This window comes from Bartonella sp. W8122 (genome assembly GCF_016102485.1).
Classification (GTDB): domain Bacteria; phylum Pseudomonadota; class Alphaproteobacteria; order Rhizobiales; family Rhizobiaceae; genus Bartonella; species Bartonella apihabitans.
Map to the genome: position 1 here is coordinate 1,467,550 of NZ_JACFOO010000001.1, position 12,850 is coordinate 1,480,399.

9 protein-coding genes are annotated in these 12,850 nt (G+C 44.1%); 7 read left to right on the forward strand and 2 right to left on the reverse strand.

Features of this window, described 5'->3' with window-relative positions; genetic code table 11:
- Positions 1-220 precede the first annotated feature (220 nt).
- Genes H3S83_RS06485 through H3S83_RS06500 form a run of 4 tightly spaced genes read left to right on the forward strand, consistent with a single transcriptional unit; the run spans position 221 to position 3,817 of the window.
- Positions 221-1,390 (forward strand): ABC transporter permease, encoded by a 1,170-nt coding sequence (locus H3S83_RS06485; protein ID WP_198239216.1) that lies wholly within the window; start codon positions 221-223, stop codon positions 1,388-1,390.
- Positions 1,391-1,402: 12 nt separating this feature from the next.
- The gene (locus tag H3S83_RS06490) at positions 1,403-2,242 is read left to right on the forward strand and encodes an ABC transporter ATP-binding protein (protein WP_077971285.1); all 840 of its coding nucleotides are present in this window, start codon (positions 1,403-1,405) and stop codon (positions 2,240-2,242) included.
- A gap of 1 nt (position 2,243) precedes the next feature.
- Entirely contained in the window at positions 2,244-3,209 is a 966-nt protein-coding gene (locus H3S83_RS06495; protein ID WP_077971287.1) for an MlaD family protein, read from the forward strand.
- Entirely contained in the window at positions 3,206-3,817 is a 612-nt protein-coding gene (locus H3S83_RS06500) for an ABC-type transport auxiliary lipoprotein family protein (RefSeq protein WP_198239217.1), read from the forward strand. Before H3S83_RS06495 ends, H3S83_RS06500 begins: the two co-directional genes overlap by 4 nt.
- A 1,359-nt stretch (positions 3,818-5,176) precedes the next feature.
- On the opposite strand, the gene H3S83_RS06505 is transcribed toward H3S83_RS06500, so the two are convergent.
- Positions 5,177-10,198, reverse strand: coding sequence for a hypothetical protein (locus H3S83_RS06505; protein WP_198239218.1), 5,022 nt, complete (start codon positions 10,196-10,198; stop codon positions 5,177-5,179).
- Positions 10,199-10,408: 210 nt separating this feature from the next.
- On the opposite strand from H3S83_RS06505, the gene H3S83_RS06510 reads away from it, so the two are divergent.
- Positions 10,409-10,723, forward strand: a complete 315-nt coding sequence (locus H3S83_RS06510; protein WP_370541365.1) for a 2Fe-2S iron-sulfur cluster-binding protein — start codon at positions 10,409-10,411, stop codon at positions 10,721-10,723.
- A gap of 3 nt (positions 10,724-10,726) precedes the next feature.
- Here the strand turns inward: H3S83_RS06510 and H3S83_RS06515 are convergent, their stop codons facing one another.
- Positions 10,727-11,353: a DUF922 domain-containing Zn-dependent protease gene (locus H3S83_RS06515; RefSeq protein WP_198239220.1), complete on the reverse strand. Its 627-nt coding sequence runs from the start codon at positions 11,351-11,353 to the stop codon at positions 10,727-10,729.
- A gap of 105 nt (positions 11,354-11,458) precedes the next feature.
- Here H3S83_RS06515 and folP point away from each other — a divergent pair, with 105 nt between their 5' ends.
- Both folP and folK read left to right on the forward strand, forming a co-directional pair.
- Positions 11,459-12,295 carry a dihydropteroate synthase gene (gene folP / locus H3S83_RS06520; RefSeq protein WP_198239221.1) on the forward strand — a complete coding sequence of 279 codons (837 nt, stop codon included), beginning with the start codon at positions 11,459-11,461 and terminating at the stop codon, positions 12,293-12,295.
- Entirely contained in the window at positions 12,286-12,822 is a 537-nt protein-coding gene (gene folK, locus H3S83_RS06525; protein ID WP_198239222.1) for a 2-amino-4-hydroxy-6-hydroxymethyldihydropteridine diphosphokinase, read from the forward strand. Before folP ends, folK begins: the two co-directional genes overlap by 10 nt.
- Positions 12,823-12,850: the final 28 nt, after the last annotated feature.

Consider the following 12,850-nt stretch of genomic DNA (forward strand, 5'->3'; position numbering starts at 1 on the left):
ATACTCATCTCGTCTTTTTAGACGAATGTTATGCTTTCGTTTCATCTTTTTCAACTATAGTCTAAGGACACGCACCTGTCATGATCCACGAAAGCTCCTTCCTTACACGAATGTGTTATAATCAAAATTTTTATAGTTAATGGCACATTAATCTTTCTGAATGATACTTAAAATTGTATTGAGAGGAATCGACATTTCAACGGGGTAATGGACGGGTTGAATGACTGATCGCATAAACGCGAAGGAAAAGGCAGAGAAAAAACCGGCAATTGTGGAACATGAGCTCCGCGATGGTGTTTTGTCTGTCTTGTGCCATGGCTATTGGACGACCCACACTGTCTATCTTATTGACGACGATTTACGTGAGCTGGAAAATGTTGATTGCCAAAAAGCGGTTCTGGATGCTTCGGGACTGCAATCTCTTGACACTGCCGGAGCCTGGGTCCTCGAGCGGCTTTATGTAAAACTCAAAAAACGCAACATTGCTGTCGAACTTACCGGTACAAAACAATCCTGGCATTCGCTGCTTATTACAGTGGGGAAGAGTTTTTCAAATAAAGATGACACGCTCAACGAGCCGAAACTGCCGGCCTATATCCGCTTTTTTTCGACACTGGGTGAAAGGGTGATCAACAGTTATCACGATTTTTTACTCGCTATGGATATTTTGGGAGCGACAATTCGTGGCTCGCAAATGAAAAAAGGTCGTGGATCCGGCGTAAGTCTTCCAGCTGTGGTGACGCAAATAGATCGAATGGGTGTTGGTGCTGTTCCTATCATCGTTCTTATGTCTTTTATTGTTGGTGCTATTATCGCTCAACAAGGGGCGTTCCAGTTACGTCTTTTCGGAGCTGAAATCTTTGTCGTCGATCTCGTCGGGATTCTGGTTTTTCGCGAGCTCGGTGTTCTTTTGACAGCCATTATGATTGCCGGACGTTCCGGAAGTGCGATTACTGCCGAAATAGGATCCATGAAAATGCGTGAAGAGACGGACGCACTGAAAGTTATGGGACTAAATCCGATTGGTGTCCTGATTTTTCCGCGTCTTGTGGCTTTGGCAATTATTTTGCCACTTCTGACCGTTATTTCCGATCTCGCTGCGCTGGTGGGTGCTGGCGTGGTTGCCAATCTCTATTCGAATATTTCATATGAGGCTTTTATAACGCGTTTGAATGATGCTGTTTATACGACAACCTATTTTGCAGGACTTATCAAAGCGCCTTTTATGGCATTGATCATTGGTATTATCGCATCTGTCGAAGGGATGAAGGTTGGAGGAAGCGCCGAGTCACTAGGGCAACGGGTGACAAGTTCGGTTGTTAAATCGATTTTCGTTGTCATTGTTATTGATGGCTTTTTTGCCATCTTCTATGCTGCAATCAACTTTTAAGAGGTTTTCAAGGTGAGAAAAGCCAAACGAAACCACTCGACATTGGACTTGACAACCGATGAAATCATCTCGGTTCGTGATGTTACAGTCCAATTTGGCAGCAAAAAAGTTCTTGATGGATTGAATTTGGATATTCATCGCGGGGAAATTCTGGGTTTTATCGGTCCGTCGGGTGCCGGAAAATCAGTTCTGATGAGAACCATTCTGGGACTGAATAAAAAAGTATCAGGCCATATAAAAATACTGGGACAGGACATTGATGAAATTTCGGATCAGGAAAAGGTCGAGATTGATATGCGAATGGGCGTATTATTCCAGCACGGTGCGCTTTTTTCAGCGTTGAATGTTCTGGAAAACATTCAGGTCCCGATGCGGGAATATCTCGATTTGTCGCCAAAATTGATGGACGAACTTGCGCGCCTTAAAATCTCGTTGGTCGGACTTGAAGCGGATACGGCAGAAAAATATCCTTCCGAGCTTTCCGGCGGCATGATTAAACGTGCGGCTCTCGCTCGTGCATTGGCGCTTGATCCCCATATTGTTTTTCTGGACGAACCGACATCCGGTCTTGATCCGATTGGCGCGGCAGATTTTGATCTTTTGATTGAAGATTTACGCGACACTATGGGATTAACTGTATATATGGTAACACACGACCTTGATAGCCTTTATGCTGTTTGTGACAGAATAGCAGTTCTCGGTCATAAAAAGGTTATGGTTGAGGGGACTATTGAGGAAATGTTGAAGTTTGACGATCCGTGGGTTCAATCGTATTTTCGCGGCAAACGCGCAAGACAGATTGTTCCTCGTGATCGACACCCGAAAACTGATATAAAAGAGACGGCAGAGTAAGATGGAAACCAGAGCAGATTATGTGACAGTCGGTATCTTCACTGTGGTGACACTTATCGCTGCTTTTATGATCGTTTATTTCATAGCCAGAATGGGTGATTCGCATCAGCTCGAACCTTTGGATGTGCGTATTCCCGGTTCGGTAACGGGGCTTGGTGAAAGCAGTCAGGTTTTTTTCAACGGCATTCGCGTTGGTACGGTGCGTAGGCTGGTGCTCGATGATACCAATCCGAACATGGTTATAGCGAAAACCGAAATTAATGGTACCACCCCTATAACGCGCTCCACAGTCGCAACTTTAGGCTTTCAGGGATTAACCGGTCTTGCTTTTATTGAACTAAAAGGGGGGAGCCTGAAAGAACCTAACCTTTTGCAAGAGGCCAAAAAGGAAGATACAGTCGCTCGTATCGATGCGGATCCGTCGACATTCAACAATCTGTTGGCGACAGCGCAAGATATATTTGCTCGCGCCAATTCCACTCTGGGCGAGATGGAGCAATTTATGAAAGATTCCCGTGAACCGCTCACGGAAACGATTAAAAATGCCCGCAATTTCTCGGATACGTTGAACAAAAACACCGATAATGTGCAGAAAATTCTTGATGATACCAGACAAATGATGTCACGGCTTAATACGGCTTCGGAAAAAGCAGATTCTATAATGGCAAAGCTTGACAACATGCTTTCACCCGACAACCGGAACAGCGTCATTGTACAAGCCCAGCAAACTTTAGCTTCTATTCAGAAAGCTGCCGACACGATAAATGAGCATATCGGGCCGATTGCGAATAATCTTGAAAGATTTTCGGGGCAGGGTTTGAGAAATGTCGAGGCGCTTGTTAGTGATAGCCGCCGCTCGGTTGACCGTATTGAAAAGGCAATATCCGATCTGGAGCGTGATCCTCAACGGATATTGTTCGGAGGTTCGGGTACTGTGCCACAATATGACGGGAGAACACGTCGATGATAATAGAAACGAAACACGTCAAACGGATTCTCAGGTATCCTTTGGGATTTCTGTTGACGGCTTCTCTTCTTTCAGCATGTGGAGCGCCCGCGCGTGATACTTATGATCTTTCTATCAACGATGTTGCTGTTGCCGGAACGCCGAAACATCAAAAAATACAGATACTTGTTGAAAAACCGGATGCTGTTAAAGCGCTTGACGGACAAGATATTGTTATTAAGCAGAATGGTTCCATCGCTTACCTTAAACGGGCACAATGGAGCGATCGTCTTCCTGATCTCGTTCAGGCACGTCTTGTTCAGGCCTTTGACAATAGCAATCATTTTGGTGGCGTTGGACGCCCCGGTGATGGCTTGGCAATCAATTATCGTATCCTGACTGATATCCGGTCATTCGATGTCAATGTTGTTAACGGACACAACACTGCCACTCTGGAAATATCTGTAAAAATTATGGATGACAGAAACGGCAATATAACGGCGTCCAGAGTTTTCAAAACCGAGGCACCTGTTTCAGGAACAAATAATAATCAATATGCCGCAGCCTTGGATAATGCCTTTAAGAAAATGACCAATGACATCATAAATTGGACGATTTCGACTATCTGAAAAGTGTAGAACATCCGCCTTTATGGCGAAGACCTGCGAATTTTGATGATCAATCATGGGGGTAAGGTTAAGCAAAAAAGATAGCCAAACCCCGAACCGGTGCGAAAAAATATTGGCAAAATAAATGGTGAGGTTCTCGCAGAATTTTTGGCTTTAACCTGTTTTATCGCCATCGAACACTTAAGTCACTAACCGATGCATTGACCAAAAAGGGCGAGTAACGACCGCACCATTATTGATATTCTCATTATTGCTGTTTCAGTCTTTGGGTTCAATAATCGTCAACCATCTTCCGGGCGAGTTCAGTTTGAAACACAAAAAGCGGTTATATGCCTGATTGTGAGTTAACCGATCAATTGAGCAGATAACAGTTACAGAAATTCGAGTAACGTCGCTTAAGAAAAAGCCGAAATTCATAAGCTGATATGGAAAGCCTGAAGCGATATTCTTATTAGAAAGACGGCTTGTCAGGAAAGCAAAGAAATTTGTGCGGTTTAAGAATTTCGTATCTTGTAATGAATTTTGCGAAGCTAACCGGATAGCAATTTTTAAAAATAAAAATGAAATATTGAAAATCGATATAACGTAATTTTCCCGATTTTCGGAAAACAAAAAAGATAGGGGATGTTTCACCTTTCTATGGAGGGATTGTATAACTATTAACAAGTTATTCAATCAGAGCCTTTGTCGCTTGATTGATTGTTTTCCGGTAGTTTTTCGACAATTTATGATTTTAAAATTGCTTTGTCTTTCAAAGATAGGCAGGTAGACATGAAATCCCCGTCTTTGATTGTTTGTTGAAACAGTTTGTTCTTGGACTGTTTGTCGAGACGAGTTGAAACGGTCTCAATTAAAAAAACAGCATTTTTTAAAACGGTGATCCCTTTCACATAATGGTTGTTCGGTTGTTTTTTCTGAAACTTTTGTTTCTGTCCAATTTATTGGCTTCCGGTTATCCGATCACGTAAACCTGTCCTTACCCGCTTCAATTGACAAAAGCATTCAGGCTAATGATGTGCCGAGAAATCACGGTACAATTCCGATCTGTTCGAATGATATTTTCCACATTAAAGCAAAGAAAATAGCGATAGTACGATAAAAATTTAACGGGTTGATGGCCGCTTTTATACAGGATAACTCACTTTGGATGCCCCGTTTTAGACGTCTGTAACCTCAATCGAGGGATACGAACGGAATGAACAATCAGCAAAGATAAGGCAATAGAGACAGACGGAACGCCAATCGTGCGGAGGCCAATTCCCGACAAGGTCAATCAAGTTTGATAGACGGATAGCGAGAAATGAAGTCGCAGACCACGGATATGAAAAAGGGGAACTTGATGTTCCCCTTTCAATGAGATTACTGGATACGGCCGCTTGCATGGGCAAGCATTGTATAAACCTTGCCTGTATCGGAAGTGAGATATTTCCTTATTGTTTCTCTGTCGCCAGTTTCCCGAGAGACATCGCGTAGCAGCTTTTCGAAATCTGCAATATATTGGTTGACCGAACGGCGGAAGTCGCTATCAACCAGATATTTTTGGCGGATTTTTTCGAATGTTTTCTGACCATTCAGCGTGTAGAGCTTCTGTGTGTAAATATTCCGCTGTCCACGACGATAATGATCCCAGAGTTGAACCGCAGCATTGTGGTCAATTGCCCGGACAATATCGACGGATAGAGAATTTAGCGATTCAATCACATGATCGGCAGGGCGCGGTTGGTCAACTTTGGTGAGAGTTGCAACACCCGATTCATCTCCGCGAGAAGCTCGAGCCAAAAGATTTGATACCCAACCGTCTTTTACAGGCGCCGTGGCTGGCTTTGGTGTCATCGACGGATTTGTGGTAAAATTCTGTTTGAACAAAGTGGATGAACGCGGTCTATCGTCAAAAACAGGGGTTTCCGCTTTCAAGCTTGTAGCCGACGTTGACGGCCGTGAAAAATTGCTGTTCTGCGCATTTTGCTGCATGAGCAGAGACAATTCCTGCAACGCTTTGATCTGATCGGTAACAGCATGACGCATTTGTTCTGCTGATTCCTTCGTTTGTGCCGGCAGTTGACGGATAGTGGTGTTCAAATTATTGCTTGTTTTTTCAAGCTCGCTCTTGATGGATTCTGTTGCTCGACGAATTTCATCGGTAGCGTTGGAAAATTTCGACGAGGCGACGACAACCATCTCGTTCAAACTCTGTTGAAGTCTGAACGCTGAATCGCGTGTGCTCTGGTCTGTTTCTTTCAATGCCGACCCGATAGCCTCCTCGTAATGGGCAATGACCTGATTGATTTCTTCCGATTTGGACATCAATGCGTCACTTAATTGAGCCAATGCATTTTGCTTTTCTTCAATCGTACCACTAAACGAGTTTTGTGATTGATTAAGCATGTGAACAGCCTGATTGAGAACATTTGCGTGTTGATCAAGGCTTTGAGACATTTGATTTATTTGTTCAAGTGCGCTGCCAGACAAACCTTGCAGAAGTTCAACATTGTTGCCCAACATCTGGGTAGAATTGTTCAGATTTTCAGCAATCTGATTACTGTTCTGGTAGAAACTATTGGCCGCTTCATTGAACTGTCCGTCAATATTCTGGATTGACGAGATCAAGCTATTTGCATTGGCACTGATATTCTGTGCAGATTGCTCCATCTGCATCAACACTCCCGAAACATTGCCGATGAAATCATCCTTGACACCGGAAACCGCTTGAAGTGTTTCCGAGGTGCGTTGTGCCAAGGCGTTCATCAAGGCATCATTTTGTGCTTGCATGCGTTGTTCGGCTTCTTGTGTTGCAGCGCTCAATTGATCATTGAACTGGGCTGCCAGACTACCGAGTGATTGGGTCGTCTGTTGAGCAGCCTGTCCGAGATTTTCGGCAACATTTGTCAGTTGTTCAACATCACCTGCAATCTTGCTGGAAGCTCCGCTAACGACATTATTGACGTTTTCGCCAATGCTATTCAAATGATAATCGATATTGGTTTGCAATTGCTGCATCGTTTCGTTCAGCAAATTGGAACGATCAGCTAATGATTGTTCTATAGATTGTGCTGAATTGACAATAACCGAATTGAAACGTTCGGCCTGCTGATTGATAATTCCCTCGGCTTTCGCCATTTCACCGTCAAAAGATGTTGTCAACGTCTGTCCAGCTTCATTGAAGCGTGTTGTGGCTTCATTAATTTTTGCATCAAGAGATGAAAGAATGTTGTCACCCGCAGCCGAAAGAGCTTTCCCAACCGTTTCGGATTGTTCTGTCAGGTTTGTAACAGCCCGTTTTCCGGAAGCAGACAGGACACCTTCGGCCTTTACAGCTACATCGGCAAAAGACGTTACAAATTCCTGACCAAGATCGGCAATCTTGGTTTGAACCTTATTTGTTTCATTATTCAGCGTCGACAAAATACCATCGCTGATATTCGTGAGGGTAGACTGAAGTTTGGTTGCTTCCTCATTGAAGGAGGAGAGAACCTGATTGCCCGATTGCGACAACAAAGAAGATGCTTTGTCAGCAATATCGTTCAGTGAATCCTTTAAAGACGCATTTGAATCTTCAAGAATTGTTTTGGTTTTATCTGTTTGTTCGGCCAAAGATGTTGTCAAACCGGCTCCGGTAGACGAAAGGATGTCCGACGCTCTGTCAGTTGCTTCTGTCAGGCCGTTAACGAGTTTATCGCTTGTCTCGTTTAGCAGCGAATGCGCTCTGTCGGTCTGGGATGTCAGGTTTGTCACCAGCTCACCACCCGATTGGGTAATCAATTCGGATGCTTTTTTGGCTTCATCGGTGAATGTTTCTGACGCAGAAGTAATGCTGTCGCGAAGGTCGCTAGCAAAAGACAGGGCTGAACCTTCCAACGAGCTTTTTACGTTCTGTATGCCGGTTTCCAGTGCGGTCTGTATCGTCTGGGTACGATTGTCAAGAATCGCAGTCTGTTCGGAAAACGTGTTTTTAATGCCTTCATTGTTTTTGGCTACCACGTTTTTAAGCTCGTCCGATTTTTGTTCTAACAAGTTGCTTTGCGCTTCGAACGATTTCGATATTTCACCTAGCGTATTCGTAAAGTTATCCTGTAACTCTTTTGCGCGCTCGGTGACGATATTGGAATTGGTGGTCAATGTCTCATTCATGGATCCGATGCGGTTATCCATTGACGTTAACAATGAATCGTTTGATTCGTTCAGCGCTTTTTCAAGCAACTGCGTATGATTTTTAAGAGTGTCCAAATGATTTGCGAACGCCGTTTTCAATTCCTGGCTATTGTTGGCGATCGAATCTTGTACTTTCAGTACCTGACTGCCAACTGTATCGTTGAATGTAGCGTCACCTTTTGCAATGACATCCTTGATATAATCAATGCGCTCTTCCAGAATACGTGCCTGATCGGCAAGGACTTCGTTCAGAGCGGAACTGTTGACTGTAAGTGAATCTCTTAAAGCATCCGCTCTCGTGTCGATATTTTTGGTTTGTGTATCAATAAGTTCGTTGGCTGTTTCAAAACTCTTTTCAATAGCAGCCTGTAATGCGTTGGTACGTTTTTCAATGCCTTCAACATGCTCGCGCGAGTGCAGATCAAGTGTTTCGACATTTTTGACCAAAACTTGTTCAATACTGCTGACGTGCTGTGAAAGTACGTCCATTTGGCCTTTCACTGTCTGAGCCAATTTGTCGGTTTCGCTCCCGAGCATTTCTGCTATGAGTTCGCGTCCTCCGGCTATCTGTGATTTGAATTCTTCGGAACGATTTTTGAGCATATCGCCAAGCGAGATATCAAGCCCTTTGACTTCATCAGCAAGCAATTTTTTGCCGTCATCAAATGTTGACAGGAAGTCGTTACGACCTGCGGTAAATGCATTCGCAATTTCGACAGTACGAGCCTTGAGAGTTTCGTTGATTTGATTTGCTCTTGCATCAAGAACGCCACCCAGCTTTTCAGTGTTTTCTTCGAGCTCTTGAGCACGGTTTATAAAGGCAGCGATGATTGAATTACCACGTTCGCCCAGTGAACTGTCGACATCGGCAAGACGTTTTTCAAACGCCGCAATCGCTTCTGTGGCGACATTGTCGAATTGTGTGGACAAAGTAGAAGCATGGTCACCCAATTTTGTAATTTTGTCGTTGAAATCGGATAAAGCCCGCTCGGTAGCAGCTTGCATCCGTTGACTGAGTGCTTCTGCGCGCTGTTCTGCTTCCTCGGCTCCTTGATTGAAACTTGTGGAAATTTTTTCACTATTTTTTTCCAGCCGTTCTGCAGCAGAAGTAACGCTCTGTTCGAGATTGTTATAAAGATCGGAATTCTGCCTTTGCAATTCTTCAGCAGTCTGACGGAATTTTTCAGCGAGTTCGCCACTTACGCCGTCACCCACCTCTGCCAATCTGGCAACAAGTTCTTCGCCCTGTTTTTGGAGTGTTTGAGTAAGAGTTTTTGTAACATTCTCGACGTTGTTCGAAATATTGGACGTGATGACGTCGAATTCTTTGCTCAATTCATTTTGTGTGCCGCGAATAGTGGATTGCACCCGATCCGCATGACCGAGAATTGCCTCCCGTTCGGTGCTCAGTTCGCTAATGAGATTATGAATACGCGATTCATTTTCTGTATAGGCACGTTCAAGATTTTGAACTTCACCCTGAATGAGTGCTTCGAGTTCCACAGCCCGTGACAGAGTCCGTTCAATACCTTCGTTCATGGCAGAAACTTCCTGACGGATAGTTTTACCAAGTGATACGGCATGTTCTTCTGTTGCTTGCGGACGACCTAAGCGTAAGGCAGCATCACTTACTGCAGCCGCAATATTGCGGAGTTCAGTGGATCGTTTGGAAAGCTGCGCAAATCCCCAGAACATTAAAATCGGAACAGCGGTTCCAGCGGCAACGGCAAGTCCGACAGGAGTAGCGGCAAATGCTGCAAGACCGGCGGGAGCCAATGAATTTGCAACATATGCACCGCCTGCCGCCCATAGAGCACTGAGTGCAGTGGTGCTCCAATAAATACGTGATGGCTTTGCCGTATAGTTTCCGGAAACCTTTATTAAATTGAGATCATCATTGGCAGGCTTCGGTGGATTGGTTACCAGACTGTCATGCACGGTACCGCCAGTCGATTCGCGATCCGGCTTTTTGCCGAACAGGCTTTCAGCCACAGATTCATCAACAGTTGGGCTATTCTGGCTATTCAAACGAGCCGAAGGAGCATTTTCAGCAGCAAGCTCTTCTGTTGCTTGCGCTATTTGCTCGGCGAGATCATCCAGGTCGATCAGGCCGTTGGTCGATTGGGCAGCACTCTCTTTTGTGGTGGCATTATCGAAATTGAAGTCCAAAGCCTCTTCGAGTGCTTCTTCGACTTCGTCATCAATTTTTTCTGCCTTGGTTCTACGTGCCATCTTAGCCTCTTTACTCTATACACATTGAAAGACGGTGGTACTTTCAATAAAGCATGCTTATCCTAACCTTTAAGGAATTAGAAAGGAATACGTTCTTGGCTAAAGTTTGAAATCTTTTAAGATAAAGTTAACGGCGCCACGGGGGGAGTCTCAAAAAACTAAAAAAAATATGATAAAACAAATATATAGGACGATTGTAAGTTGGTACATATTTTGTTCATAAGTGAGGAAAACAACCAGCAATTTGCTGTGGATAGCTCATCAGGCCTCACTCTGATGGAAGCTGCACTGGAAAATAACGTGCCCGGCATCATTGCCGAATGTGGTGGCGCATGTTCCTGTGCAACATGTCATGTCTATATAGATGAAAAATGGCGGAGCAAGGTAGGGGCGCCAAATATAATGGAAGATGATATGTTGGATTTTGCTTATGACAGACGTGAAAATTCCAGACTTTCTTGTCAAATTGTTCTCGATGAAAGTCTGGATGGACTTGTTGTTTACATTCCCGAACGCCAAAGCTGATGATTATTGCTTTGCTTCTTCGAGTTTTTGCAAACGTCCGACAAGTAAATTTATAAAGCGGTGATCGAAATTGACAGCCTCTGCACGATCAAACTGTCGCTGGGCATTTTCATGGTCGATCAATATATTATAGGTTGTCTTTTCGATATCCTGCTTCAACAGATTGCAATTCGATCTATAGGGAAGACTTTTTACCGAGCGTTCTATTTTTGTCGCATGGGAGCGCGCAATCACAATGTGACTTTCTTCATGGCGCTGGATGTCCCTCGACAATGTGTCCCATACAAGTGCCATTTCTATCGATTTGGTCGTTGAACGTTGTTTCCATCTAGGCAGAGACATTTTCGCGTGAACATCGACGTTTACGGATGCGACCTTGCAATAACGGCCGTCCTGAACAAGTTTCAATCGCGGATCAAACGAAATTGTTGTGGCTCCGGGATGGCGGCTTCCGGTACTTTTAATATAGGGTCCCTTATGTGCCAAGGCTTTATCGAGTTGCGCAGGAGTTGTGCCTGACAAAGTGTAATAGCTGACAGTTTTATAAATTCTGGCGGCATCAGCCGTTACAGAAAACGGTATCAAGAAAAAACATGTAGCAGCCAAAGTACTGATCGTTTTTTTGAACATTTTAATCTCTGTCGTTAAAAATAGTAAACTTGTGTGATCATTTACATGAATATGCTAAAAAAGCGTCTACAAAATAAGACAATCTTGAAGCAAGCGGAAATTAATATGAAAAACTTCTGGTCGATTGGTCATAATAAAACAATTTCACTTCATCCGTCGTCTGTTTTGATGGGCATCTTGAACGTGACTCCGGACTCCTTTTCAGATGGGGGGGATCACAATTCTTTGCAAGAGGCCGTTAGCTTTGGGCAAAAAATGATGGATGATGGCGCTTCCATTATTGATATCGGAGGCGAATCCACCCGACCGGGATTTGATACCGTCACCATAAAAGAAGAACAAAATCGTGTATTGCCGGTTGTCGAAAAATTGGCCGGAAAAGAGGGGGCGTTTTTATCTATTGATACATATCACGCGGAAACTGCCCATCTTGCCTTGAAAGCGGGTGCACACATTATCAACGATATTTGGGGGTTGCAGCGGGAACCCGAAATGGCCGAGATTATTGCTTCCGAGCGGGCGGGCGTTGTCATCATGCACAATTCCCGTGACCGCGACGTTTTGACAGACATTATCGAAGATCAGAAATTCTTCTTTGACAAATCTTTGGAGCTTGCCAAAAAGTCCGGTATTGCCGATGATGCTATTGTCCTCGATCCGGGATTCGGGTTCGGCTTGGATTTTCATGATAATCTTGTGTTGTTGAACCGCGCGTCGGAACTTCAAATGTTCGGTTTTCCTTTACTGGCTGCTACTTCGAGAAAACGTTTCCTCGGTACTTTAACCGGTCAGCAAGACGCGAAAATGCGTGATATAGCAACGACAGCAACCTCCGTTTTATTGCGACAAGCAGGTTTTTCCATTTTTAGAGTACATAATGTGATCATGAATAAGGATGCATTGGCGGTTGTAGACGGAGTCGAAGGCGTGGCATGCAACTAGCTTATAAGAAAAGAAGTTCCGATAATACTCCCAAAAAAGCCTGGCTGGGGCTAGGGGGCAATATCGGGGATGTTCCATCGACTTTGAAATATGCTCTTGCCGATATCGAACAATCTTCGGAAAACCATCTGATATCTGTTTCATCTTTTTATCAGACACCCCCATGGGGCAAAATAGACCAAAACCGGTTTGTCAATATTTGCTGTGAAATCGAGACGCTTTTTGATCCGGAAAAGTTGTTACAATTCTGTCTTCATATCGAGAAAAAATATGGTCGGGAAAGAAAGATAAAATGGGGGCCGAGAACTCTCGATATAGACCTGCTTGTTTATGAAAATATCCCTCATTACCGGTCGGAAACGTTGACATTACCGCACCCGTTGATGACTGAAAGAGCGTTCGTTTTATACCCTTTATGCGAAATAGCGCCGGCTCTTATTGTCAATGGACGCACTATCAGGGAATGGAAGAAGGACTGCGCAGATGATGGCATTGTGATACTTCCGACACACTTCACGATGAGATGACTGTCATTTCACATAATAATGATGACGG